The sequence below is a fragment of the Nocardioides sp. GXQ0305 genome (genome assembly GCF_050880345.1).
GTDB lineage: Bacteria > Actinomycetota > Actinomycetes > Propionibacteriales > Nocardioidaceae > Nocardioides.
This window is the reverse complement of sequence record NZ_JBNYXG010000005.1, coordinates 190103-215453: the sequence shown is the minus strand read 5'-3', so window position 1 is coordinate 215453 and position 25351 is coordinate 190103. Positions and strand designations below refer to the sequence as shown.

The 25351-nt window shown below is 71.5% G+C and carries 22 protein-coding genes and 1 pseudogene; 1 reads left to right on the top strand and 22 read right to left on the bottom strand.

Annotated features, from left to right (window positions below; translation table 11 throughout):
- Nucleotide 1: 1 nt before the first annotated feature.
- From lepB to ACQ1X7_RS14685, 17 genes and pseudogenes are all read right to left on the bottom strand, one after another.
- Nucleotides 2-790, bottom strand: a complete 789-nt coding sequence (lepB, locus tag ACQ1X7_RS14765) for a signal peptidase I (RefSeq protein WP_432478972.1) — start codon at nucleotides 788-790, stop codon at nucleotides 2-4.
- A gap of 34 nt (nucleotides 791-824) precedes the next feature.
- Nucleotides 825-1175 carry a 50S ribosomal protein L19 gene (rplS, locus tag ACQ1X7_RS14760; protein WP_432478971.1) on the bottom strand — a complete coding sequence of 117 codons (351 nt, stop codon included), beginning with the start codon at nucleotides 1173-1175 and terminating at the stop codon, nucleotides 825-827.
- Between the two features lie 226 nt (nucleotides 1176-1401).
- Nucleotides 1402-2550, bottom strand: coding sequence for a tRNA (guanosine(37)-N1)-methyltransferase TrmD (trmD, locus tag ACQ1X7_RS14755; protein ID WP_432478970.1), 1149 nt, complete (start codon nucleotides 2548-2550; stop codon nucleotides 1402-1404).
- Nucleotides 2551-2552: 2 nt separating this feature from the next.
- The gene (locus ACQ1X7_RS14750) at nucleotides 2553-3581 is read right to left on the bottom strand and encodes a Kelch repeat-containing protein (RefSeq protein ID WP_432478969.1); all 1029 of its coding nucleotides are present in this window, start codon (nucleotides 3579-3581) and stop codon (nucleotides 2553-2555) included.
- 2 nt (nucleotides 3582-3583) lie between these two features.
- A complete protein-coding gene (locus ACQ1X7_RS14745; protein ID WP_432478968.1) occupies nucleotides 3584-4651 on the bottom strand; it encodes an ABC transporter ATP-binding protein in 1068 nt (355 codons plus the stop codon).
- Nucleotides 4648-5643, bottom strand: coding sequence for an ABC transporter ATP-binding protein (locus ACQ1X7_RS14740; protein WP_432479076.1), 996 nt, complete (start codon nucleotides 5641-5643; stop codon nucleotides 4648-4650). Before ACQ1X7_RS14740 ends, ACQ1X7_RS14745 begins: the two co-directional genes overlap by 4 nt.
- A gap of 67 nt (nucleotides 5644-5710) precedes the next feature.
- On the bottom strand, nucleotides 5711-6634 hold the full coding sequence (locus tag ACQ1X7_RS14735) for an ABC transporter permease (RefSeq protein WP_432478967.1): 924 nt from the start codon (nucleotides 6632-6634) through the stop codon (nucleotides 5711-5713).
- A complete protein-coding gene (locus tag ACQ1X7_RS14730; protein WP_432478966.1) occupies nucleotides 6627-7631 on the bottom strand; it encodes an ABC transporter permease in 1005 nt (334 codons plus the stop codon). The genes ACQ1X7_RS14735 and ACQ1X7_RS14730 overlap by 8 nt, the downstream gene beginning before the upstream one ends.
- Before the next feature lie 108 nt (nucleotides 7632-7739).
- A complete protein-coding gene (locus ACQ1X7_RS14725; RefSeq protein ID WP_432478965.1) occupies nucleotides 7740-9359 on the bottom strand; it encodes a peptide ABC transporter substrate-binding protein in 1620 nt (539 codons plus the stop codon).
- Between the two features lie 171 nt (nucleotides 9360-9530).
- Nucleotides 9531-10079: a ribosome maturation factor RimM gene (gene rimM, locus ACQ1X7_RS14720; protein ID WP_432478964.1), complete on the bottom strand. Its 549-nt coding sequence runs from the start codon at nucleotides 10077-10079 to the stop codon at nucleotides 9531-9533.
- A 123-nt stretch (nucleotides 10080-10202) separates the two neighbouring features.
- Nucleotides 10203-10445, bottom strand: coding sequence for an RNA-binding protein (locus ACQ1X7_RS14715; protein WP_432478963.1), 243 nt, complete (start codon nucleotides 10443-10445; stop codon nucleotides 10203-10205).
- Between the two features lie 125 nt (nucleotides 10446-10570).
- Nucleotides 10571-11020: pseudogene (rpsP, locus tag ACQ1X7_RS14710) on the bottom strand (30S ribosomal protein S16); the annotation flags it as partial.
- A gap of 171 nt (nucleotides 11021-11191) precedes the next feature.
- Nucleotides 11192-11839: a hypothetical protein gene (locus ACQ1X7_RS14705; protein ID WP_432478962.1), complete on the bottom strand. Its 648-nt coding sequence runs from the start codon at nucleotides 11837-11839 to the stop codon at nucleotides 11192-11194.
- Entirely contained in the window at nucleotides 11829-12320 is a 492-nt protein-coding gene (locus ACQ1X7_RS14700; protein ID WP_432478961.1) for an RNA polymerase sigma factor, read from the bottom strand. Before ACQ1X7_RS14700 ends, ACQ1X7_RS14705 begins: the two co-directional genes overlap by 11 nt.
- A gap of 96 nt (nucleotides 12321-12416) precedes the next feature.
- Nucleotides 12417-13490, bottom strand: a complete 1074-nt coding sequence (locus ACQ1X7_RS14695; RefSeq protein ID WP_432478960.1) for an amidohydrolase family protein — start codon at nucleotides 13488-13490, stop codon at nucleotides 12417-12419.
- Between the two features lie 45 nt (nucleotides 13491-13535).
- The gene (locus tag ACQ1X7_RS14690) at nucleotides 13536-14081 is read right to left on the bottom strand and encodes a CGNR zinc finger domain-containing protein (RefSeq protein ID WP_432478959.1); all 546 of its coding nucleotides are present in this window, start codon (nucleotides 14079-14081) and stop codon (nucleotides 13536-13538) included.
- 272 nt (nucleotides 14082-14353) lie between these two features.
- Nucleotides 14354-18613, bottom strand: coding sequence for a BTAD domain-containing putative transcriptional regulator (locus ACQ1X7_RS14685; protein ID WP_432478958.1), 4260 nt, complete (start codon nucleotides 18611-18613; stop codon nucleotides 14354-14356).
- Between the two features lie 142 nt (nucleotides 18614-18755).
- On the opposite strand from ACQ1X7_RS14685, the gene ACQ1X7_RS14680 reads away from it, so the two are divergent.
- Nucleotides 18756-19079 carry a hypothetical protein gene (locus ACQ1X7_RS14680; protein ID WP_432478957.1) on the top strand — a complete coding sequence of 108 codons (324 nt, stop codon included), beginning with the start codon at nucleotides 18756-18758 and terminating at the stop codon, nucleotides 19077-19079.
- Nucleotides 19080-19086: 7 nt separating this feature from the next.
- On the opposite strand, the gene ACQ1X7_RS14675 is transcribed toward ACQ1X7_RS14680, so the two are convergent.
- The 5 genes from ACQ1X7_RS14675 to ACQ1X7_RS14655 all read right to left on the bottom strand — a co-directional run bounded on the left by ACQ1X7_RS14675 (nucleotide 19087) and on the right by ACQ1X7_RS14655 (nucleotide 25139).
- Nucleotides 19087-19452: a hypothetical protein gene (locus tag ACQ1X7_RS14675; RefSeq protein WP_432478956.1), complete on the bottom strand. Its 366-nt coding sequence runs from the start codon at nucleotides 19450-19452 to the stop codon at nucleotides 19087-19089.
- Nucleotides 19449-21011, bottom strand: coding sequence for a signal recognition particle protein (gene ffh, locus ACQ1X7_RS14670; RefSeq protein ID WP_432478955.1), 1563 nt, complete (start codon nucleotides 21009-21011; stop codon nucleotides 19449-19451). Before ffh ends, ACQ1X7_RS14675 begins: the two co-directional genes overlap by 4 nt.
- 68 nt (nucleotides 21012-21079) lie before the next feature.
- On the bottom strand, nucleotides 21080-23326 hold the full coding sequence (locus ACQ1X7_RS14665; protein WP_432478954.1) for a [protein-PII] uridylyltransferase: 2247 nt from the start codon (nucleotides 23324-23326) through the stop codon (nucleotides 21080-21082).
- A 122-nt stretch (nucleotides 23327-23448) separates the two neighbouring features.
- Nucleotides 23449-23787, bottom strand: coding sequence for a P-II family nitrogen regulator (locus ACQ1X7_RS14660; RefSeq protein ID WP_432478953.1), 339 nt, complete (start codon nucleotides 23785-23787; stop codon nucleotides 23449-23451).
- Nucleotides 23784-25139 carry an ammonium transporter gene (locus tag ACQ1X7_RS14655; protein WP_432478952.1) on the bottom strand — a complete coding sequence of 452 codons (1356 nt, stop codon included), beginning with the start codon at nucleotides 25137-25139 and terminating at the stop codon, nucleotides 23784-23786. Before ACQ1X7_RS14655 ends, ACQ1X7_RS14660 begins: the two co-directional genes overlap by 4 nt.
- Nucleotides 25140-25351: the final 212 nt, after the last annotated feature.

Here is a 25351-nt window from a genome sequence, read left to right as displayed (position 1 = left end):
CCTAGGAGGGGTCGGGCACGTCCGCGAAGGACTCGGGGCGTTGCGTCAGGTCGAACCGCTGGAGGGGCCAGAGCAGCACGAACACCTTCCCGACCACGAGGTCGTTGGGGACGAACTCGTCCCCCGGAACGCAGTCGGTCTGGTCGGGCCGGCAGATGTGCACCGAGGAGTCGGCGGAGTGCCCCCGGTTGTCGCCCATCACGAACACGTGCCCCTCGGGGACCGGACCGGCCTCCCAGTCGCAGTTGCCGACCATCGGCCCGTTGCAGCGGATCCCCTGCTCGCGGATGTAGGCGTCCTCGTCGAGCGGCTCACCGTTGACCAGGATCCGGCCCTGGTCGTCACAGCACGTGATGGTGTCGCCGGCGACGCCGATCACCCGCTTCACCAGGTGCCCGCCCTCGGGGTAGAGCCCGACCGCGGCCATCGCCTTGGCCACCGGGTTGTCGGGGCCGGCGGCCTCGGCGTCGGTCAGCCAGCCGCCGGGGTCCTGGAAGACGACGATGTCGCCCCGCTGGGGCTCGCCGCCGAACCAGTAGGAGACCTTCTCGACGAGGATCCGGTCGTTGCGGATCAGCCCGGGCTCCATCGACTCCGAGGGGATGTAGAACGCCTGGGCCAGGAACGCCTTGATGCCGACGGCGAGCACGAGCGCCAGGAGGAGCAGCAGGATGGTCTCCTGCCACAGGGGCAGGTGCTTCTTCTGCTTGCCCGACCGGGTGCGCGACCTCCGAGGTCCGTCCCCGTCGGAGACGGGGGACGCGGCGGTGCCGCGGTCGTCAGAGGTCACTGGCAGAGCCTAACCAGAGCCCGAAGCACGGGTCTCAGGACTCCCGGCGCTCCTTGATCTTGGCGGCCTTGCCGCGCAGGTTGCGCAGGTAGTAGAGCTTCGCCCGGCGGACGTCGCCGCGGGTCACGACCTCGATCTTGTCGAAGATCGGGGAGTGCAGCGGGAAGGTCCGCTCGACACCCACGCCGAAGGAGACCTTGCGGACGGTGAAGGTGCGGCCCACGCCGGAGCCCTGGACGCGGATGACGACGCCCTGGAACTGCTGGATGCGGGACCGGTTGCCCTCGACCACCTTGACGTGGACGTTGACGGTGTCACCGGCGCGGAAGTCGGGGATGTCGTCCCGCTTGACCTGGGCGCCCAGCTCGGCGATCACGTGGTTCATGTCTCTCCTCGCGAGTGCCACAGGTCAGCCGCGGAATCGAGGGTGTCGACTCAGGTTGGCCCGGTCGTGGTGGCCGGCGGCGTCCGGCTCCCCCTGTGGCAGGAGCAAGACGCAGGCCTCCCTGCCGGACTGACGTCCTCGAGGAGACCCGGTTCTGGCCGACGGGGCCGAGGGGCAAGTCTGCCAGAGCCTCGCGCCTCCGCGAAATTCGGCGTCGCAGGGCGCCTCACCGCACCGGCTTGGTCAGCCTCACCGCACCCGGGACGTCGGGGTCCTCGCCGCGGAGCCGGTAGCCGGCGCGCCGGTAGAAGCGGTGGTTGTCGACGCTCTGGGACCCGGTGAAGAGGGAGTACGTCGTGGCGTCGGCCGGCGCCGCTGCCTCGATCGCCTGCAGCAGGACCCGGCCGAGCCCCTGGCCCTGCAGGTCGGGCGCGACCATCAGTCGACCGACGTCCCACTCCTCCCCCTCGAGCCGGGCGCGGGCCGCGCCGACCAGCCGACCGTCGCGGCGTAGGACCAGCACGGTCCACTCCGGCAGCCAGCGGCGCACGTCGTCGAGGGTCTCGTGCAGGGCCGGGACCCAGGTGTCGGGGTTGGCCTGCTGCTCCTGCACCCAGCACGCGCGCTGCAGGGTGAGCAGCTCGCCGGCGTCGGCCGGCACCGCCGGCCGGAGCTCCTCGCCCGTGGGCAGGACCGTGGGAGGGAGCAGGTCCGGACGCCGGGTCACCGTGCGGCGCACCGACTCCGCGTGCCGCCAGGCCGCGATGGCCGCGTGGTCGCCGGACAGCAGCACCGGCGGTACGTCGTGCCCCCGCCAGCGGGCGGGCTTGGTGTACCCGGGGTACTCGAGCAGGCCCGCCTCGTGGGACTCCTCCAGCAACGACTCGGCGTTGCCCATGAACCCGGGCAGCAGCCGGGCGACGGCCTCGACCACGACGAGGGCCGCCACCTCTCCCCCGTTGAGGACGTAGTCGCCGATGGAGAGCTCACGGACGTCGTGGGTGTCGGCGTAGTGGTCGGTGACCCGCTGGTCGATGCCCTCGTAGCGACCGCAGGCGACCACCAGGTGCTCGCGCGCCGCGAGCTCGCGGGCGAGGGCCTGGGTGAACGGGGCTCCTCCGGGCGTCGGGACCACGAGGGTGGCGCCGGGCGTGAGCACCGCGTCGAGGGCCTCGCCCCACGGCTCCGGCTTCATCACCATGCCGGCGCCGCCTCCGTAGGGGGTGTCGTCGACGGTGCGGTGCCGGTCGTGGGTCCACCCGCGGAGGTCGTGGACGTGGACGTCCAGCAGGCCCCGATCGCGCGCCTTGCCGGGGAGCGAGAGCCCCAACGGCGCCAGGTAGTCGGGGAAGATCGTGACGACGTCGACCCTCATCGCTAGAGCCTGATCGCGTCCACGTCGCGGACGTCGCGCAGCGGGTTGAGCGCGCACCCCCCGATCGCGAAGATGGCGTCACCGACGGTGACGTAGCCGAGCCCGTGACGCGGCAGCGGGAGCGCGTTGGCCTCCTCCCAGCGGCCCGTCCGGAGGTCGAGGACGTAGGACAGCTCGTGGTAGGAGACCCAGACGCTGCCGTCGGCGACCGTGACGCCGGCACGCGAGACCGGTCTCGGCAGCCGGGGTCCGGGGCTCCAGGTGTCGGTGCGGGGGTCGTAGAGGTCGACCAGATCGGTGGGGCCGTAGCCGCGCCACCCGCCGACGACCATCAGCCCCTCGGGCGTGGCGACCGTGTCGTGGGAGTCACGGGCGTGGGCCATCGGCGTCTTCGTGGTGGTCCAGGTCTCCGTCCGTGGGTCGAACACGTCGGTGGCGGTCACCCGCCCCTCGTCGTCGCGCCCACCGATCACGTAGAACCTGCCGTCCCACGCGGTGACGGTGTGGGCGTAGCGGCGGTGCGGCAGCGGCGGCAGCTCGCGCCACGTCCCGGTGCGGGTGTCGAGGACGCCGGAGAAGTCGGTCGCGTCGTTGTCGTGGTCGAGCCCGCCGAAGGAGTAGATCCTCGGCCCCACGGCGACCGACTCGAACGACGCGATGCCGACCGGCATCTCGACATCGGAGGTCTCCCACTCCCGCGTCCGGGTGTCGAGGACCTCGATGGAGAGGAGCCGGTTGCCGCGCTCACCGGTCATGCCGCCGAGCACCCACACGTCCCGCCCGACGACCGCGGAGCCGAAGTCGTCGCGCGGCACGTACAGCCCCTCGACGGGGTCCCACTTCGGGTGGTCGTCGGAGCGCGTCGGCGGACCGACGACCTCGCCGGGAGGCGCCGAGCTCTCCTCACCCGTTGCCCCCGACCCGGAGGTCGGGGGTGCCGCCGGCTCCTCCTCGGAGGCACAGCCCGCCAGGAGCCCGCAGAGCAGGAGCAGCGCCCCGGCCGGTCCACGCCACCGGATGCGAAGACTCACCCCTAGAGGTCCTCCACCTGGTCGGCGTGGATGACGTCCCGCGGCGCGGCGAAGTGACAGGCCGACGGGTGGTCGGAGCGGTCCCGGATCTGGAGCAGCGGCTCCTCCTCGGCGCAGACGTCCTCGGCCTTCCAGCAGCGCGTACGGAACCGGCAGCCCGACGGCGGGTTGGCCGGGCTCGGCACGTCGCCCTGCAGGACGATCTGGTCGCGCCGGTCCTTCATCCGCGGGTCCGGCACCGGCACCGCCGAGAGCAGGGCCTGGGTGTAGGGGTGGGTCGGCGTGCCGTAGATCTCGTCCTCGTTGCCGAGCTCGACGGCCTTGCCGAGGTACATCACCATCACCCGGTCGGAGATGTGGCGCACCACCGAGAGGTCGTGGGCGATGAACACGTAGGACAGCCCGAACTCCTCCTGGAGGCGCTCGAAGAGGTTGACCACCTGCGCCTGCACCGACACGTCGAGCGCCGAGACGGGCTCGTCGCAGACCAGGACCTTGGGACGGAGCGTGAGCGAGCGCGCGATGCCGATCCGCTGCCGCTGCCCGCCCGAGAACTGGTGGGGGTAGCGGTTGATGTGGTCGGGGTTGAGGCCGACCACGTCGAGCAGGTCCCTGACCGCCTGGCGCTCGTCGCGGCCCTCCAGCGCATCCTTGTGGATGCGGAACGGCTCGCCGACGATGTCGCCGACCGTCATCCGCGGGTCGAGCGAGGAGTAGGGGTCCTGCAGCACGATCTGGATGTCCCGCCGCATCCGCCGCATCTCGCTGGGCTTGAGCCCGGCCATCTCGCGGCCGAGCAGCTTGATGGAGCCGTCGGTGGGGGTCTCCAGGCCCATCAGCAGCCGGCCCAGGGTCGACTTGCCGCAGCCGGACTCCCCCACGACGCCCAGGGTCTCGCCCTTGTGCAGCTCGAAGGAGACGCCGTCGACCGCCTTGACGTGGCCGATGGTGCGCTGGAAGACGATCCCCTGGGTGAGTGGGAAGTGCTTCTTGACGTCGCGGACCTCCAGGACGACGTCGTCGTGAGCCGCAGGACCCTGCTGACCCTGGACCTCGGTCGTGGTGCTCACCGGGCGAGCACCTCCTCCCAGTAGTGGCAGGCGCTGGAGCGGCCACCGGGGACGGTGTACAGCTCCGGCTTCTCGGTCCGGCACCGGTCACGCGCGTAGGTGCAGCGTGGGTTGAAGGCGCAGCCCGGCGGCGGGTCGACCAGTGCCGGCGGCAGCCCCTTGATCACCATGAGCTCCTGGCCCTTCTGGTCGACGCGCGGGATCGACTCGAGCAGCGCCTTGGTGTAGGGGTGGGCCGGGCTCTCGTAGATCTGGTAGACGTCGGCCTGCTCGACCGCGTTGCCGGCGTACATCACGCAGATCTTGTCGGCCACGTCGGCGACCACGCCCATGTCGTGGGTGATGAGGATGAGGCCCATCTTCATCTCCTGCTGGAGGTCGGCCAGCAGCTGCATGACCTGCGCCTGCACGGTGACGTCGAGCGCCGTGGTCGGCTCGTCGGCGATGATCACGTCGGGCTTGAGGGCCAGTGCCATCGCGATCATCACGCGCTGCCGCATGCCTCCGGAGAACTGGTGCGGGAAGTCGTTCACGCGCGCGGAGGCCGCGGGGATGCCGACCATCTCCAGCATCTCGATGGCCCGGGCCTTCGCCTCCTTGCGGCTGGCGCCGTGGTGGACGCGGAACAGCTCGCCGAGCTGCCAGCCGACGGTGAAGACCGGGTTCAGCGACGACAGCGCGTCCTGGAAGATCATGGCGATCCGGTTGGCCCGCACGTGGCGGCGCTTGTCCTCATCCATCTGGAGCAGGTCGACGCCGCGGTAGCGCACCTGGCCGCCGGCGATCTGCGCCGGAGGGGTGTCGAGGATGCCCATGATGGCCTGGGCGGTCACCGACTTGCCGCAGCCGGACTCGCCGAGGATGCCCAGCGTCTCGCCCTCGCGCAGGGTGAAGTTCACCCCGTTGACCGCCTTGGCGACGCCGTCGCGGGTGTGGAACTCGACCCGGAGGTCCTCCACCTCCAGCAGCGGCGCCGACTGGTCGAAGCTGATGCTGCTGAGCGGCGACTTGGCGGGTCCGGTCGAGGTCTCGGTCTTGGTGTCTGTCACAGGTCAGTCCTCACCGGGTCCGGGGGTCGAGTGCGTCACGCAGCACGTCGCCGAGCAGGATGAAGGCGAGCACGGTGATCACGATGAAGCCACAGGGATAGACGAGCAGGTGCCAGAAGCCCGCCAGGGCCTGGGTCTGGCCCTCGTTGACCAGGAGGCCCCACGACACCGTCGGTCGTTGGTAGCCCACCCCCAGGAAGGTCAGCGTCGCCTCGACGCTGATGAAGGTTCCCACGTAGATGGTCGCGAGCACGATCACCGGCGCGATGCTGTTGGCCAGGATGTGCTTGCGGATGATGAAGAGGTCACCCGCACCGAGCGCGCGGGCGGCGTCGACGTAGTCCCGCTGCTTGGTGGCGATGACCGATCCGCGCATCACGCGGGTGATCGTGGTCCAGCTGAGCACGATCAGCACCGCGGAGATGGTCCACAGGTTGCGCTTCGGGAAGATCGCCAGGAACACGATCGCGCCGAGGATGAACGGCAGCCCGAAGAACACGTCAGTGATCCGGCTGACGATCGAGTCGGTGAGGCCGCCGTACCAGCCGGAGACCGTGCCGGCGACGACGCCGATGATGACGACCCCGGCGGTGGCGAGGATGGCCACGAGCACCGACTTGCTGGTGCCCCAGACCAGGGAGGCCCACATGTCGCACCCGGCGACGGTGTAGCCGAACGGGTGCGAGGCGGTGGGCTTGACCCGGGCGTTCTCGAGCTGGCAGGCGCCGCTCTCGGTGGGCGAGGTGGAGGCGAAGATCTGCGGGAAGAACGCCATCAGCACGATGATCACGACGAGCACTGCGGAGAACCAGAAGATCGGGTTGCGGACCAGCTCGTGGCGGACGTCGCCCCACAGGGTGCGCCCGGCGTCCGGGCCGGAGTCGGGACCGGGTTCGACAGGGGTCACGGCCGGTGCCGCGGTGGTTTCACTCATAACGGATCCTCGGGTCGAGAGCGGCGTAGAGGATGTCGACGACCAGGTTGGCCACCAGGAACACGACGACCAGGATGGTCACCACACCGATGATGACGGGTGTGTCGTTGGCCTGGACGCTGAGGAAGATCAGCTGTCCGATGCCGGGCACGTTGAAGATGCCCTCGGTGATCAGCGCGCCGGCGATCAGCCCACCGATGTCGATGCCGATGAACGTCACGACGGGGATGAGTGAGTTGCGCAGCGTGTGGATGCCGATGGTGCGGCGGGTGGTGAGGCCCTTGGCACGTGCGGTGCGGACGTAGTCGGACCGGAGGTTCTCGATCAGGCTGGTCCGGGTCAGTCGCGCCACGGCCGCCAGGGAGAACGCACCCAGCACCATGCCGGGCAGGAACAGGCTGAGCCACGGGTAGTCGGGGTTGTAGCCGATCTGGAACATCTGGCCGAGCCACTCCGGCGCCCAGTCGCTCTCGCGCAGGTAGAGGCCGAACTGGAGGCCGAGGAACAGCAGCATCAGGGTTCCGAAGACGAAGGTCGGGAACGCCACCAGCACCGAGGTGAGGACGCGGACCAGGTTGTCGACGAACTTGTCCTTGTTCAGGCCGGCGAGGACGCCCATCAGGATGCCGATCACGCTCTCGAACAGGATCGCGAGGGCGGTGAGCCGCAGGGTGACCCCGATCCGCTCCATGAACAGCTCGGTCACCGGACGTTCGCGGAAGTTGACGCCGAAGTCGCCCTGGGCGTACTGGCCCATCCGGTCGAAGAACAGGCCGAAGCAGGGGTTGCCCGTGGTGTCGAGGCACGGGTCGTCGAGCCCGTAGCGGGCCTGGAGGGCCGCGATGACCTCGTCCGGCGGGGCGTTCTCGCCGAAGAGGGCCCGGACCGGGTCGCCCACGATCTGGATCGTCAGCACGCTGAGCAGGTGGAGAAGGAACAGGGTCCCGATGATCACGGGGATGAACTGGATGAGTCGACGGGCTATGTAGCGCCCCATACTGATCCCTTTCGGCGACGCACGGTGTGAGCAACCAAACTGCGGGGGCCGAGCCGCTGGCCCGACCCCCGCTTTGGTCGCCTGTGGCAGGTTACCTCAGGCGCTGTGTCACTGGGTGACCGAGATCTCCTTGTAGGCGATCTCGCCGTCGCCCTGGTCGTACCGGACGTCACCGACGTTGTCGGAGTGGATGATCGAGGTCGAGCCGCTCCACATCGGGATGATCGGCATGTCCTCGAGCGCCACGTCTCCGGCCTGCTGGTAGAGGCTGATGGCCTCCTCCAGGTCGGTGGCCGCGTCGCCCTGGGTCACCAGGTCGTCGACCTCGGGGTTGGAGTAACCGGTGTAGTTGGAGTCACCGCCGGTGCCGACGATCGGCCGGATGTAGTTCTCCGGCGACGGGTAGTCCAGCGACCAGCCCAGCCGGAACGGACCGGTGAAGGACTCGCCGTCGAGGAACTCCAGGTACTGAGCCCACTCCTGCGCCTCGAGCTTGTAGTCGAAGCCGAGGTTCTCCTGGACCTGACGCGCGGCGGCCTCGACCCACTGGTCGTGGCCGGCGTCGGCGTTGAAGTAGAAGGTGATGGTCTCACCCTCGGGGTCGACGCCGGCCTCCTCGAGCAGCGCCTTGGCCTGCTCGGGGTCGTAGGTGCAGTAGTCACAGGCGTCGTCACGCGAGCCCGGGATGGGCGGGGTCACGATGTCGGTGGACGGGTAGGGCAGGCCGTTGAGGACCTGGTCGACGATCAGCTGGCGGTCGATGGCCATCGAGATGGCCTGACGCACCTGCGGGTTGTCGAACGGTGCCTTCTTGGTCGGGAAGCCCAGGTAGGTCAGCGAGGCCGTCGGGTCCTCGATGATCTCGTCGCCGAACTGACCCTTGGCCTCGAGGTAGAGCTCGGGGGCAGCGGCCAGGTCGAAGACGTCGAGGCCACCGTTCTGGACGTCGCGGAACGCGGCGTTCGGGGTCGCGTACATCGCGAAGGTCACCGTGTCGGCGGTGGCCGGCTGGTCTCCGGCGTAGTCGGGCCACTTGGTGACCGTGATGCTCTCGTTGTGCTGCCACGGACCGTCCATCATGTAGGGACCGGTACCGATGGGCTCCTCGTTGCAGGCCTTGACGTCGTCGAGGCACTCCTGGGCGATCGGCACGAACGCGGGAGCGTAGGACATCTGCTGGCCGAACTGCGAGAACGGCTCGCTGAGCGTCACCTCGAAGGTGCGCTCGTCGACGACCTCGAACCCGGACAGGGACTTGCCCTCGCCCGCGCCGTCGATGCGGGCCATGAAGCCGGCGGTCGCCATCGCGTTCTTCGGGTCGGCGGTGTAGGTCCAGGCGCGCTCGAACGCCTCCGAGTCGACCGGCTCGCCGTTCTGGAAGGTGCGACCCTCCTTGAGGGTGACCGTCCAGACGGTGTTGTCCTCGTTGGGCTCGATGCTCTCGGCGAGACCGTCGTAGATCAGCTCGCCGTTCTCGAAGTCAGTGGTGACCAGGGGGTCGTTGATCATGTCGAGCACCTTGGAGCACTCGGACTCGTAGCAGTTGGAGCTGGGGGCGAGGAACGTCGGCTCGCTCACGTAGGCGGTGTACTCGCCGCCGGGCTGACCGGTCGGCTCGCCGCTGCTGCTCGAGCTGTCGTCGTCGCTACTGCCGCCACCGCAGGCGGCGAGCCCGAGCGCGAGCGCCGCGGCTACGGCTGTCGCGCGCAAAGGCATGGTGACCTTCATAGGTCCTCCTTGGAAGGGGTGCGCATGATGAAACGCTTAGCGGCGCCAACCTTGGCCTCTGTAACAAGGGAGGGCAAGAACCCACACCGGCATCGTTATCGGACCGTATCCATCGGTTTCCGACCGTGACCTGACCGTCACCTGGCGTCGTCACACGCGCCTCACGGGGCCTCATTCGTCGCCGGGGAGCGGGGACACCAGGCCGGGGCGGTCGTCGATCACGACCCGTCGGCCGGTCAGGTCGACCTCGGGCACCAGGGCGGCGACGAAGGGGACCAGCGCCTCGCGACCGTCGGGCGTGCGGACGCTCAGCAGGTCCTGCGCTCCGCCGTGGACGAGCGCGACCACCTCGCCCAACGGGACCCCGGCGACGTCGACGGCGGCCAGCCCCACGAGCTGGTGGTCGTAGAACTCCTCGGGGTCCTCCGGGCGCGCGTCGGCGTCGATCAGGGCGTGCAGCACCGTCCCCCGGGCGGCCTCGGCGGCGTCCCGGTCGGACAGCTCCTCGAAGCGCGCGAGCAGGACGCCTCGGTGCCAGCGGGTCCCGGCCACCGTGAGCGCCGTCGGGCGCCCGGCCGCACCCCGCGGGGGCTCGGCGCGCAGCGTGGCGCCCACCGTGTAGCGGCGGTCCGGCTCGTCTGTGCGGACGTCGACGGTGACCTCGCCACGGATGCCGTGCGGCTTCCCGATCCGCCCGACCACGACCTCGATCTCAGGCATGGTCGGTGGATGGGGGTGGGGCCGTCGGTTTCCCCGCCTGAGCGGGGAAACCGCCGCCTGGCGCGGGAAGCTTCCCGCGCCAGGCGGCAGACTCGCGCACGAAGCCCGGTCGCGACACTGAGGTCAGCGACCGCGGTCGACGTCCACGAAGTCGATCCGTGCGCCGCCGCGGCCGGCGAGCGCGGACACGACGGTGCGGAACGCGGTCGCCGTACGGCCGCCGCGGCCGATCACCTTCCCGAGGTCCTCGGGATTCACCCGGACCTCGAGCAGGGAGCCGCGCCGCAGCTGCTTGTCACGGACGGTCACGTCGTCCGGGTGCGCGACGATCCCGCGCACCAGGTGCTCGAGTGCGTCGGCGAGCACGGCGCTCAGGCCTCGCTCTTCCCGGCGTCCTCGGCGGTGACCTCTTCGGAAGCCTCAGCCTGGTCGGCCGCGCCCTCCGGGGTCTCGGCGGCCGGGACCTCGGCCTTCGGCTCCTCGGCCTTCGGCTGCTCGGCCTCGGGCTCCTCGGCCTTGGGCTCCTCGGCCTTGGGCTCCGCCTTCGGCTCGGCCTTCTTGGACGCCTTCTTGGTGACCGCCTCGCCCTTGGGCTCCTTGGCGACGTCCTTGAGCGCCTCGTTGAAGATCTCGGCCTTGTCGCGCTTGGCCTCGGCGGTCTTCAGGGTGCCCTCGGCGCCCGGCTCGCCCTTGAACTTCTGCCAGTCGCCGGTGACCTTGAGGATGGCGGCGACGGCGTCGCTCGGCTGCGCGCCCACGCCCAGCCAGTACTGCGCCCGGTCGGAGACCACGTCGATGTAGGACGGGTCCTCCTTGGGGTGGTACTTGCCGATCTCCTCGATCACGCGACCGTCGCGCTTCTTGCGCGAGTCGACGACGACGATGCGGTACTGCGGCACCCGGATCTTGCCCAGGCGCTTCAAACGGATCTTGACGGACACGTCTGTGGTGTCTCCTCGGACGTTGTGTGGTGGTGAGGACCGGTACGCCGGGTGGGGTACCAGGCCCGGATCCTCGCTGGGCGGGCGGGCACCGGGTGAGAGGGTCCGGGGTCCGCACGACTCAGCTGGGCATTCTGCCAGACGCAGCGCGGCCGGGGTGAATTGAGCGGCTCAGGGTCGCTGTCGTTCCCACGTGCCGCCGTCGAGCAGTGCCTGCATCGCCGGTGAGCGGGCTTCGGCTGTCGCGTCGAGGATCAGCCGGTTCTGCTGGAGGGACCAGTCGAAGTGGTAGACGCAGCCGAAGCACTCGATCGACAGGCTGGTGATGTCCAGCTCGCCGTCGTCCCCAACCTGGAAGTCGCCGCCGTCACGGACCCGGCGCTCGCCGTCCCCGCCCACGAACCGGACCACCCACGCGTTTCGTCGCGGCTGGCTCTCGGATGGGCTGCGGAAGGTCATGAGGACCGTCACCTGCTCTCCCCCGCCGAACAGGTGACGGACCTCTGCCCGCCCGAACCCCGCAGCGCGCGCCTCATCGGCGGCCAGGTCGCGGGCGTAGGTGCCGAGCGGGAACGCCCTGGCCGGTGGGTCCTCGCGGTGTGCGGGGGGCCCGGCCGGCTCCGGCTGCTCGAGCGGCCGCGCGACCAGGACCGCCGTGGTCGCGACCACCGTGACGAGGGCCGCAGCGGCCCCCGCCGCCCAGCCCGTCAGCCGGCGGTTCCGGCGACGTCGTACGAGCGCGAGCGGACCCTCGGCCTCGGCCCGGACCGTGGCCGCCTGGTCGGCGAGCGCGGTGCGGAGACGATCCTCAACCAGCATGGTCGGTCACCCCTTCGCTCAGCAGGTCCGCGAGCCGGGAGCGGGCGCGGTGCAGGTGCTGCTTCACCGTGGCGTCGGAGACCTCGAGCAGGTCGGCGATCTCGGCGACCGGACGGTCCTCCCAGTAGTAGAGGACGACGGCGGTGCGCTGCATGGGCGAGAGCTGGCGCACGGCGCGGGCCACGTCAGGGTCCGGCAGGTCGTCGTGCTGGACGACGATCTCGCACCGCTCCTTGATCGCCCGCGCAGCCGACCGTTGCACCTCGCGCACCGCGATCCGGATCGCGACCCGGCGGATCCACGCCTCGGGCAGCTCGTAGGTGGAGACCGAACGCCAGTGCTTGAGCAACCGGTAGAACGCCTCCTGGGCAACGTCTTCAGCGAGCGCCCTGTCGTGGACGATCAGGAAGACGGTCCGCACGACGGGCAGGTAGCACGCGCGGAAGAATCCGTCGTAGCCCTGCCTCTCCGTCGTGCCCATCGCTCCCCCGTTGCGGTTCGACGTCCCACCTGGAGACAGACACGAGCCGCGGTCGCGGTTGACACCACGGTCCCACTCTTTGGTCGAGGCCGTCGTTCAGGCAACGACCCGGCCGCGGAGGACGATCCGGGACGGCGAGCGGAGCACCTCGAGGTCGGCGAGGGGGTCACGGGGGTAGACGACGAAGTCGGCCGTCGCTCCCTCCTCGAGCACGGGGTTCCAGCCGAGCCAGCCGCGGGCGCGCCAGCTGGCGGCGCCGAGCGCGTCGTGGGTGGGGATGCCGTAGGCCGCGAGCTCCAGCACCTCGCCGGCGATGCCGCCGTGCGGCAGCACCCCGCCGGCGTCCGTGCCGGCGTAGATCGGGACCCCCGCCTCGTAGGCCGCCATGATGGTGTCGCGACGGCGGGTGTGCAGGTCGGTCATGGTCGTGGCGTAGTCGGGGAACTTGCCGCCGGCCGCGGCGGCGTACTCGGGGAAGTTGTTGAGCTGCATCACGGTCGGCACGAGTGCGGTTCCACCGGCGACCATCGCGTCGACGAGGTCGGGGGTGAGGCCGGTGCCGTGCTCGATGCAGTCGATGCCGGCGTCGATCAGGCCGGGCAGCACCTCGGCCCCGAAGCAGTGCGCGGTGACCTTGGCGCCGTGGGCGTGCGCCACCTCGATGGCCGCTGCGAAGGCCTCGGGCGGGAACGACGGCGTGAGGTCACCGGCGTCGCGGTCGATCCAGTCGCCGACCAGCTTCACCCAGCCGTCGCCGCGCTGCGCTTCCTGGGCGACGTACGCCGGGAGCTCGTCGGGCTCGACCTCGTGTGCGTAGTTGCGGATGTAGCGCTTGGTCCGGGCGATGTGCCGGCCGGCACGGATCAGCCGCGGGAGGTCCTCCCGGTCGTGGATCCAGCGGGTGTCGACCGGGGAGCCGCAGTCACGCAGCAGCAGCGCACCCGCGTCGCGGTCGGCGGTCGCCTGCTCCTCCTGGGTCGCCTCGTCCACACCGCCGTCGGGATCAAGGCCGACGTGACAGTGGGCGTCGACCAGGCCGGGGACGATCCACCCCTCCCCCGCTGACTCGGCGCCGGGCTGCTGCTCGAAGGTGACCAGCCCGTCGACGACGTAGACGTCGCGTGGCTCGCCGTCGGGCAGGACCGGGCCGGAGAAGCGCAGAGCCGTCATGCGACCCGACCCTAGCGAGCGCGACTCCGGCACGAGGGCGACCGCTCAGCGGGTGGCCGCCTTCCGGGCGCGGTAGGCGCGGGTCTTCACCTTGTTGCCGCAGCCGTACTCGCACCAGTGCCGGGACCGGTTCTTCGAGTGGTCGTAGTAGGCCCACTCGCACTCGTCCCACGAGCAGATCTTCAGTCGCGGCCAGGTGCCGTCGGTCGTCGCCGTGTGTGCCGCGATCGCGATCCGGGCCAGCGCGCCGCGGATGCCGGCCGCCTCGGTCGTGAGCGCAGCGCCCTCGGTCGTCCAGGTCAGGGACACCGGCTGGTCGGCCAGCACGGCAGCCAGCTCGGGCAGCGCTGCGGGTCCGCCGTCGTGGTTGACCTCGAGCGCGCGGCGCAGACCCGCCCGGAGCCGGAACGCCGCCTCGTGGTCCGCGGCCGTCGCGCGAGAGGCTCGGGGCATCAGGTCACGCGCGACCAGCCAGCGGGTCAGCTCGGCCTGGGACGCGATCTCGTCGACCCCGGTCTCGCGGTCGGTGGTGTTCACGAAGTCGCGGACGACGGCGATCGCCGGCGGCGCATCGGGTGTGACCGGCTCCACGTGCGACTCCCTCCGACGGACGACACCAGCATAGCGCGATTGGTGGTTGCATCAGTTGCGACACCAGCGTAATGTCATGAGTGGTGTCGCGCTCGGCGGCACGCAGGAGGCGAGAGACATGCAGTACATCGGACCGGTCTTCCAGAGGCTGTGGACCGCGGAGCAGCCCGGACGTTCCCGGGCCCGTCGTCACCGCAGGCCTGAGGTCGAGCCGGGCTCGGTCCGGCGGCGTACCGCTCCGAAGCGTCCGCAGTCCGACTGACCGTGGACCGTCAGGCGCCGGCCGGGAACTCCCCACAGGTTTGCCGGTACGGCTCGTCGCCCAGGTAGGTCGTCCACTCCGCCTGGGTCAGGTTGCGACCGGCCAGCTCGCACGCGGCGTCGGCCATGACCTCGGGGTCCAGGTCCCACTCGACGACGCCCAGCCGGCCGTTGGCGAGCAGCGCGTCGCCGTCGGACCGCAGGAATCCCTCACGCACGCTCCCGGGACTGTCGGCGGGAATCGCGCCGATGCGGGTCCAGGTGTCGGAGTCGAACAGCTGCGCGACCCGGTTGCCTCCGGCCGCGAGCAGCCGGGACCCGTCGTCGCTGAACTCCAGGTACTCGATCTGGCCGACCGATCCGGGCAGGACCGCGCTCGCCTGCAGGGTGTCCGGGTCGACCTCCTGCAGCCCACCCATGACGTCGGCCAGCACCACCGGCCCCATGCCACCATCGGTCTCGGGGACGGACGCCACGAAGCCCGGCGTGTCCCGACCCACGGGGCCCTCGTCGACGTCGACGAGCTGTACCCGGAACCGCTGTCCCTGGTCCATCGACAGTGGTGTGACCGGCGTGGAGTACGAGACCACCAGCTTCTCACCGGCGTCGGTGTTGGCCACGAACCAGGGCGAGCCACCGGGGACGCGGACCACGCGTCCTGTCGTCGCCCCCGTGCGTACCTCGAACTGGACGAGCAGGTTGCCGCGACCCCGCGTCGAGACGGCCCACGCAGTCGTCGGGTCGTGGTCGGGGTAGAGCCAGTCGGCGTCCCGCACCGCCCGGGACTCGGGCCGCACAGGCGTGTCCGAGCCCACGCGCCCCAGCAGGGTGCCCTCCTGGGTCGAGAAGGCGATGGTGTCGTCACCGACCCACGACGACCACCAGGTGTCGAGGTCGAACCGGCTGGCCTCCTCACCGGTGCTGAGGTCGACCAGTCGGTAGGGCCGTCCGTACGTCCCGACGGGGATGACGTCGGCCAGGCGACCGGTCTCGTCGTAGCCGCCCAGGGTCGTCGCGCCCGGCACGACCATCGTGGCCACCGGACCGGTGCCGTCGAGCCGCCAACGCGACATTCCGTTGCCCTCCCCGAAGGCGACCAGCTCGTTGCCGTGGGCGACAGCCAGGTCGCCCACCCGGCCGCCCTGCGGGTCCCGTCGCACGCCCGTGAGCTGGCCGGAGTGCAGGTCGCGTTCCTCGATCTCGCCGGCATAGTTGCCGCAGTAGAGGCGGTCCATCGCCGGCGCCACCGCAGTGGTCGGGCACTCCGAGGCCTCGGTGTCGTCCCGCAGGTCGACCCGCCACTGCTGGCGACCGTCGTCGAGGTCGACCGCGACAAGGAACTGGTCACCCGCGCCGACCAGGCCGCGCGGGGTCACCGCCAGGAAGTTGTGGGTGGACATCGGGGGCGCCGGGTAGGTACGTCGGACCTCGAGCGAGCCTGGGTCGACGACCCGCACCGGGCCGGCCATCGACCCGAGGTAGAGGCGGCCGGACCGGTCGAACGCCACGGCGCCGGTGTCGCGGTAGGTGTAGACCTCCTCGGGCCGCGGCAGACCCGCCAGCAGGCCGAGGCGTACGCCGCGGTCGACGTCGTACGTCGTCAGGTCGCCGTCGAACCCTCCGGTCACCGCGACGTGAGTTCCGCGTTGGTCGATGGCCAGGTCGCCCCCCTGGAACGGCGTCGGGACGGGGCCGAACACCGGGCGGCGCGATTCGATGTCGAACACGGTCAGCAGGGTGCAGCCCCGCCCGTCGTCCCGCTCGAGTCGCTCGTAGGAACCGCACACGTCGGTGTTCGCGGGGTCGAAGACCAGCTGTGCCACCCGGCGACCGTCGCCGCTCACCCGCAGAACCTGCATGTTGGCGTTGTCTCCGAGGGAGTGGTCGAACACCGGTCCCAGCTCGCCGGTGTCGAGGTCGACGACGTGGAGCCGGTTGCCGCTCGAGACGATCGCGTTCCTCGTACCGGGAATGGTCGCCCCCTGGACGGTGGGGTAGGGCATCGACCGCGTCCCGAGGAAGCCCGGTGCGCTGGTGAACGTGCCGAGCAGTGCCGACTCCGCGAGTGGGTCGCCTCGGGCGCGCCACGCCTCGACGGCGAGGAGCGCCGCCGCGGCCCGGTTTGTCGCGCGCAGGGTCAGCGACCGACTGACCAGGGCCTCGTGCTGCACGAGGGTGCGCGACTCCTGCGCAGCATCGCGCTCCGCCGCGGCACTGCGGCCCCGGTCGACGGCCAGGAAGGCCGCGCCCAGCGCGAAGGCGAGGAGCACGCCGAGGCCGACGAGGAGGCCTCGCAGCCGTCGGTTCTGGGTCCGCTCGTGCCGGGCCTGCTGCTCGAGGGCCCGTTGCTCGGCCTCGGCGTGGTCCACCGACCGGCTCAGGAACTCCTGTTCGAGCGGCGCCGGCTGGGCGTCGGGGCGTGCGGCCCACTCCCGGGCGGCCGCCAGTCGGACGCCGGTGTAGAGCTCGCTGTCGGGCCGGCCCAGACGGTCCCACTCGGCGCTCGACGCCGCCAGGTGGCGCCACACCCGCTGCCCCTTCCGGTCCTCCTCGAGCCAGCCCCGCAGCCGCGGCCAGGCCCGCACCAGCGACTCGTGGGCCAGCTCGATCGAGCCCTCGGCGGAGGTGACGAGTCGCGCGCGCACCAGCAGGTCCACTACCCGGGCACGCTCCACGCCGTCGGTCGCAAGGGACCGGTCGACGGGCATCCGCACCGGCTCCCCCTGGTCGGCCAGGCCCGCCATCCGGAGCATCAGCCAACGCAGCTGGGTGCGGCCCTCGTCGGAGAGGCTGGTCGAGAGCCGGTCGGCCGACGCCGCCACCGCACCACTGATCCCCCCGGTGGCCTGGTAGCCCTCAACCGTGAGCAGCGCCCCCTCCCGCCGCTTCCACGTCTCGGCGAGCGCGTGGGACAGCAGCGGGAGCGCGCCGGGCTCGTCGGCGGCCTCGCGCATCAGCAGGTCCACGAGACCCGGCTCGAGACGCAGCCCGGCCACCTGCGCCGGTCCCTCGATGGTCGCGCGGAGCCGGTCTCCGGTCAGCGGCACCACCAGGTGCATCCCCCGCTCGGCCAGGGCCGCGAACCCGGGATCGCCGACCAGGCCGGCGACGTGGTCCGAGCGCAGCGTCAGCACGACGGGGCGGGTGCGCGCACAGTCCGCCACGGCGGCGAGCCACTCGGCGACGACCGCATCGGGCGAGCCCGTGAACGCCTCCTCGAACTGGTCGATGCACAGCACGGGGTGGTCGCCCGCCTCGGCGCGCGCCGCCGCCAGGCTGGCGAGCGGGTCGATGCCGGGCGTCAGCACGACCACGTCGTACCCCCGCGCCCGGAGCGCCGGCACGATGCCCGCGCGCATGAGCGAGGACTTGCCGCACCCGGAGGGGCCGACGAGGGCGAGGAGCGGGCTGTCGTCGAGTCGACGCAGGCACTCCTCGACGTCCTCGCGCCTTCCGAAGAAGGTGTCCCGGTGCTCGTCGTCGTACGGCACCAGACCCATCCAGGGGCAGGACCCGGTGGCGACGCCGGCGTCGTGGTCGGCGGCCAGCGAGGGGTCCTGCGCCAGGATCGCCTGCTCGAGCTCGGCCAGCCCGGACCCGGGGTCGAGACCGAGCTCGTTGCCGAGGGCCCGGCGCGCGGTCCGGATCGAGGCCAGCGCGTCGCGCTGCCTCCCGCAGCGGTACTGGGCCAGAGCGAGTAGCTCCCACCGCCGTTCACGCCAAGGCTGCTCCCCCGCGAGCACCACGGCCTCGGGGACGACGTCGTGGTGCTGTCCGGCGTCGAGCCGGGCCCGGAGCAGGTCCTCCTCGGCATCGCGTCGGAGCTCCTCGAGGCGCGTCGCCTCGAGCCTCCCGGGCATCCAGTCCACCAGGTCCACCATCGGGTCGCCGCGCCACAGCGCCAGCGCCCGCTCGAAGGCGACCACTGCGCGCTCGGGCGCACCGGTCCGGAGGTGGTCGTGGCCCTGGCGCACCAGGTCCTCGAACTCGTCACGGTCCAGGTCCAGCCGCCCCGGCACCAGCCGGTACCCCCGGTCGGTGGTCTCGATCGCCTCGGGACCCAGCACGGCACGTAGCCGGCTGATGCATCCCTGGACGACCTTCGCCCAGGAGGCGGGGCGACCGTCCGGCCACAGGGCCTCTGCGAGCCCCTCGGCGCTGATCGGGCTCCCGTGACGCACCGCGAGGGCGTCCAGCACCACCCGGTCCCTCGGCCCCGGCTGCCCGTCGGCCGAGTCGACCTCCACCGGCCCGAGCAGCCGCACTCGCATCCTTCGATTGTGTGAGTGCCCCCGAGGGCCGTCAACGGGGCTGATACCCGGCTGATACCGGCTGGGCACGTGTCCGGTACCGCGTCTGCCGACCGTGGGTACGAGGGCCGGAAAGGCCGGCCTCGACACCAGGGAGACCACCATGAACAACCACACCTTCCGCACCACGGTCGCCGCCGCGACCCTGCTGCTGATGGCCGGCTGCGGCACCGCGGTCAGCGACCAGGCGAAGGCGCCGCGCCAGACCCAGGCTCAGGCGCAGGTCGACGCCGGGGCGACGTACGACGGTTGGCAGGCCCGGCTGCGCCGCGACTCGGCTCCGCCCGCCTGCGCGTACTCGCCCGACCTGGTGCAGCGGATGCTCGAGGCGGGCCGGCCAGTGCCCCGCTGTGTGCAGCGGCAGGAGCGCTGGTTCAGGGACTTCGACGTGACCGGTGCGCGCAACGGCCGGACCGGCCGCAAGTGAGGCCCGGTCAGCCCAGGCGGTCGAGCAGCCAGCTCGGACCGACCACCCGGGCGGGCGCCACGTTGGCCGCGAGGGCCCGGTCGGCGGTCACGACGGTGACGTCGTGGCCGGCGTCCACGGCCAGCGTCGCCTGCCGTCGGATCTCGGAGTCGCCGTCCTTCGCTGCGTGCACGACGCGCAGCGAGGGCGGCCCCCCGGCCCGCACCCCCTGCTTGGCCTGCCCCTCCAGCACCAGCACGATCTCCTCGTGCGGCACGTCGGCGTGGAGCAGCGCGTCGTGGAGCCGCGCGGCGGCCCCGGCGCGGTCCTTCCACCAGCCGTCGGGACGGGCGCCGACCACGTTGGCGCCGTCGACGACGAGCGTCGTCGTCACTTGAGGTACTTCGAGAAGTCCTTCGGCAGGTCGAGCGCCGCGGCCGCCCGCTCGTAGTCCACCGGCTCGCTGTCGGGGTTGCCGAACGGGTTGGCAGGGGACGACGCCTTCTCCTGCTGCGCCTTCCGCTGGGCCGCGGCCTTGGCCGGGTTGCCGGAGACCCGCTTGCCCTTCCCCTTCTTGGGCTGCTGCTTCGCCTTCGAGCGCTTGCCGCCGCCCACGCCCGGCATCCCCGGCATCCCGGGCATGCCGCCGCCCCGGGCGAGCTGCTGCATCATCTTGCGGGCCTCGAAGAACCGGTCGACCAGCTGGTTCACGTCGGAGACCGCCCGGCCGGACCCCTTGGCGATCCGCGCCCGGCGCGACCCGTCGATCATCTTCGGGTTGGCCCGCTCGTCCGGGGTCATCGAGCGGATGATCGCCTGGATCCGGTCCAGCTCGCGCTCGTCGAAGTTGTCGAGCTGCTCGCGGAACTGCCCCATCCCGGGGAGCATCCCCATGATCTTCGACAGCGACCCGAGCTTCTGGACCTGCTGCATCTGCTCGAGGAAGTCGTCGAGGGTGAACTCGCCGCCCTCGCCGCTCAGCTTCTGGGCCGCCTTGAGCGCCTGCTCCTGGTCGAAGGCCTTCTCGGCCTGCTCGATCAGGGTGAGCATGTCGCCCAGGTCGAGGATTCGCGAGGCCATCCGGTCGGGGTGGAACAGGTCGAAGTCGGTCATCTTCTCGCCGGCGGAGGCGAACATGACCGGCTTGCCGGTGACCTTGGCGATGGACAGGGCGGCGCCACCACGGGCGTCACCGTCGAGCTTGGTGAGGACGACGCCGTCGTAGCCGACGCCGTCGAGGAACGCCTGCGCCGTGACGACGGCGTCCTGGCCGATCATCGCGTCGACCACGAACAGGACCTCGTCGGGGTCGACCGCGTCGCGGATGTCGGCGGCCTGCTTCATCATCTCCGCGTCGACGCCCAGCCGGCCCGCGGTGTCGACGATGACCACGTCGTGCAGCTTGCGGGTCGCCTCGTCGATCGAGCCGCGGGCAACCGCGACGGGGTCGCCCACGCCGTTGCCGGGCTCGGGCGCATAGACCGGTACGCCGACCCGCTCGGCGTTGACCTGCAGCTGGTTGACCGCGTTGGGCCGCTGGAGGTCGGCCGCCACCAGCAGCGGCGTACGGCCCTGGTCCTTGAGCCAGAGCGCCAGCTTGGCCGCCAGCGTCGTCTTGCCGGCTCCCTGGAGCCCGGCGAGCATGATGACGGTCGGCCCGGACTTGGCGAAGCGCAGCCGCCGGGTCTCGCCCCCGAGGATCTCGACGAGCTCCTCGTTGACGATCTTCACGACCTGCTGGGCGGGGTTCAGCGCCTGGCTGACCTCCTCGCCCCGGGCGCGCTCCTTGACCGCCGCGACGAACTCCTTGACCACGGGCAGCGCGACGTCGGCCTCGAGCAGGGCGATCCGGATCTCGCGCGCAGTCGCGTCGATGTCGGCCTCGGACAGCTTCCCCTTGCCGCGAAGGTGCTTGAAGGTGTCGGCGAGCCGGTCGGAGAGTGTGGCGAACAAGTGTCTTCCCTGGCACTGGTGACGGGTGGTTCCGGCTGCCAACCCTAGCCTCCGGGCCGCAGCGGACCCTACTCGTGGCCGATGGTGACGAGCAGCCGCAGGTCGCCACCCAGCACGTCGCGGACGGCATGGGCGGCCTCCGCGGCCCGTGGCTCGGAGAGTGAACCCGCACCTGACTCCTGCACGTAGAAGACGTCGACCGCCTGCGGCCCGAGGGTGTCCACGTGGGCCGAGCGCACGCTGAGGTCGAGGGTCGCGAGGGCGGCGAGCGTGAGATGGAGGACCCCCGGTCGGTCGGCCGCGCGCACCTCCAGCACCGTGGCCCCGCGGGAGGCCTCCGGCCGGACGACGACGGTCGGGTCGAGGCCGAGCCGGTCGGCGGGGCGCAACCGCGCGGTCGGGTCCACCCGGCGTTCGACGACCGCGTCGAACCGCTGCCGCAGCACAGCGGCGTCCACCACCGCATCGGCGACCTCCCACACGGACACACCCAGGTCGTCCTGCGCCCATGCGCGGGCCGCCCGCACGGGGGCGCGCTGCAGGGCGAACACCGCCGCCACGTCGGCCAGCAGGCCGATCCGGTCCGGCGCCACGACCGTCACCCGGACGCCGTCGCCGGTCTCCTCGACGGCGAGCCCGACCGGGGCGTCACCCAGCAGCGCCGACGCGTCGACCTCGGGCTCGTCGGGCGCCGCGGCAGGACCGTCGCCGCCCAGCGACGCGAGCACCCGTGCGGCCAGGTCCCTGACCAGGCTCGCCCGCCACGTCGACCACGCCTTCGGAGCCGTCGCGCGCGCGTCGGCCTCGGTGAGCGCGAGCAGGAGCGTCACCGACTCGGCATCCCGGAGGTGGCCCGCGACCAGGTCCACCGTGGCCGGGTCCTCGGGATCCCGCGTGGTCGCCGTCGTCGACAGCAGCAGGTGCCACCTGACCAGCCGCGCCACCAGCTCGACACCATCGGCGTCGAAGCCCATCCGGGTCGCCACCGTGCGCGCGACGGGCTCGCCGGCCACGCTGTGCTCGACCAGCCCTCCCTTGCCGATGTCGTGGAGCAGCGCCGCGACCAGCAGCACGTCGGGACGGGCGACGTCACGGATCAGCGTGGAGGCCTCGATGCAGGTCTCGACGACATGCCGATCGACGGTGTAGCGGTGCACGGCCGAGGCGTGCGGGAGCAGCCGGACCCGCTCCCACTCCGGGAGCACGGCCGTCAGCGCGCCGGTCTCCTCGAGCGTCTCCCACACCGGGAGCAGGCCGCGCCCGGACGCCAGCAGCCGCACCAGCAGCTGCCGGGCGGCATCCGGCCAGGGCTCCGGCAGTGCCGCGCCCTCGCGCACCAGCCGAGCGGCCGTCGCCGGGGCCAGCACCGCGTCGCGCTCGGCTGCCTCGGCCGCCGCGCGCAGCAGCAGGAGCGGGTCCTCCGCGGGGCGGGCCCAGGAGGCGAGCACCACCTCGCCACCCGAGAGCGCGAGCACCGGACCGATCGGCGCGAGGTCCGGCGTCCGGGCCCGGCGTCCGGTCCGGGGTCGCGCCAGCACCGCGTCGACCCGGCGCCAGGTCAGCCGGGAGATGTGCCCGATGCGGCGGCCGAGCTCCCGGACGTGCACCTGCGCCGACCGTTCGTCCTCCAACCCGAGACCCGTGGCGAGGTCCGGCCACGTCTCCGGGGCGATCCGGTCGGTCGCCCGGCCGGTGGTCGCGTGGAGGACGTCGCGGACGTCGAGCAGGGCCTGCCGCGAGCGCTCGAGGTCGGTGTGCGGCACGTCGACCAGCCACGAGGCGACCAGGGCGTTGAGCACCGTGGCGTCGCGCAGGCCGCCCTCCGCCTCCTTCAGGTCCGGGACCGACAGGTGGGCCAGCTCCCCCAGCAGCTCGTGCCGCGAGGTCACCAGCCGCTGCAGGTCAGGGAGCCGGTCGCGTGCGTCACGTCGCCACGCCGTCAGCACCGCCCCCCGCAGCCGCAGGGTCAGGTTGGGGTCACCGGCCACGTGCCGGACGTCGAGCAGGCCGAGCGCGACCTTGAGGTCGCCGGCGCCCGCAGCCACCATCTCCGGCAGGCTCCGGACCGAGTGGTCGAGGCGGGTCCCGCTGTCCCACAGCGGGTACCAGACGTCGGCGGCCACCGCTCCCGGGTCGACACCCTCCTCGTGGACCAGCACCACGTCGAGGTCCGAGCACGGCGCCAGCTCGCCGCGGCCGTAGCCACCCACCGCCACCAGCGCCAGGCCGGTGGTGGGAGCGTCGGCCTTCTCGTATGCCGCCGTGCAGAGTGCGTCTGCCTCGGTCGTGCGTCGCTTCCTGTCACCTGCGGTCACTGCCGCCACCCGGGTGCGGGGGTTTCGAGACTGGTCACGCACCCCCGAGCCAGCTCGGGGGTGCGTCGACCCTCCTCAACCTTCGCGGCCATTCCGGGCCTCGCAGGCTCGGCCCGCGCCGCTCAGAGGGCGGCGCCGTCCTGCTCGCCGGTCCGGACCCTGGTGACGGACTCCACCGGACTGACCCAGACCTTGCCGTCGCCGATGCGGCCGGTCTGCGCGGTCTTCACCACGATCCCCACCACGTCCTCCGCGTCGGCGTCGTCGACGACGATCTCGATCCGGATCTTCGGCACCAGGGCGATGTCGTACTCCGCGCCCCGGTAGACCTCGGTGTGGCCCTTCTGCCGGCCGTAGCCGCTGACCTCGCTGACGGTCATCCCGGTCACCCCGAAGGTCTCGAGGGCCTCACGGACGTCGTCCCACTTGTGCGGCTTGATGACCGCGGTGACGAGCTTCATGCGTTCACACCCTCCTTCGTGTCGGTGCTGTCCTTCGTGGTGCCCTCCAGCACGCCGGTGCTGGGCGCGAGCGCCGCGCCGCCGCGCCGGCTGCCGGTCCCGGTGAGGTCGTACGCCGACTCGCCGTGCTCGGCGAAGTCCATGCCCTCGACCTCCACATCCTCCTCCACGCGGAGCCCGATGAGGAGCTTCACGACGGAGGCGACCACGAACGTGGCCACCGCCGACCACAGCATCGCGCCCAGGGCGACGAGGACCTGCACGACCAGCTGGGCGGCGCCCCCGCCGTACAGGAGGCCGGTCGAAGTGGCCAGGAAGCCGACCCCGATGGTGCCGACGAGTCCGCCGACCAGGTGGACGCCGACGACGTCGAGCGCGTCGTCGTAGCCGAAGCGGTACTTCAGGCCGACCGCCAGGGAGCAGAACACGCCCGCGAGCACGCCCAGGACGATCGAGCCGACCGGCGACAGGGCGCCGCACGCCGGGGTGATCGCGACCAGGCCGGCCACGACACCGGAGGCGGCGCCCAGGGAGGTGGCCTTGCCGTCGCGGACCTTCTCGACGAGCAGCCAGCCGAGGATCGCCGCACAGGTCGCGACGGTGGTGTTGAGCCAGACCAGGCTGGTCTCGCTGAGGAACTGCGCCGCGTCGGCCTCGGCGCTCTCGCCGCCGAAGACGATCGAGCCGACGTTGAAGCCGTACCAGCCGAACCACAGCAACCCGGCGCCGAGCATGGTCAGCGTCAGGTTGTGCGGCTTGATCGGCTCCTTGCCGAACCCCAGCCGCTTGCCGAGCATCAGGGCGAGCACCAGCCCGGCCACACCGGCGTTGATGTGGACGACCGTGCCGCCCGCGTAGTCGATCGGCAGCGGGTCACCGTCGAACAGCAGTCCGGAGATGCCGTTCGCCGCCGAGCCGAGGAAGCCGCCGCCCCAGACCATGTGGGCGATCGGGAAGTACGAGAGCGTGAGCCAGAGCGGCACGAAGAGCATCCAGGAGGAAAACTTCAGGCGATCGGCGACCGCGCCGCTGATGAGCGCCGCCGTGATCACGGCGAACGTGAGCTGGAAGCCCACGAAGATGTAGTCCTGCCCGGAGACACCGGCCAGGCCGAAGGTCTCGAACGGGTTGTTGATGATCATCGCGATGTCCTCGGTGCCGAAGGACATCGACCAGCCCCACAGCACGTAGACGATGCCGGCGATGCCGATGGTGCCGAACGACATCATCATCATGTTCAGGACGCTCTTCGAGCGGCTCATGCCGCCGTAGAAGAGCGCCAGGCCGGGCGCGGTCATCAAGATGACGAGGGACGCCGCTACCAGCATCCAGGCGTGATAGCCGTAGTCCATGGGACCTCCAGGGAATCTTCACGTGGCAGGGCCGGGAGGTCGGACGGCGTTGTCCGCAGCCACCTGGACCCATTGACCGGGACTCTGGTCGGCCCAGATTTCGGTCCGCGGTGGCCCGTGTTGCGGGCAGGCAACGGATGGCCGCCCCGTGTTACGTCCGCGTTACGGGTGCCGCGCGGGGCGACGGTAGTCCAGTGGAAAGTGGCCCCTGA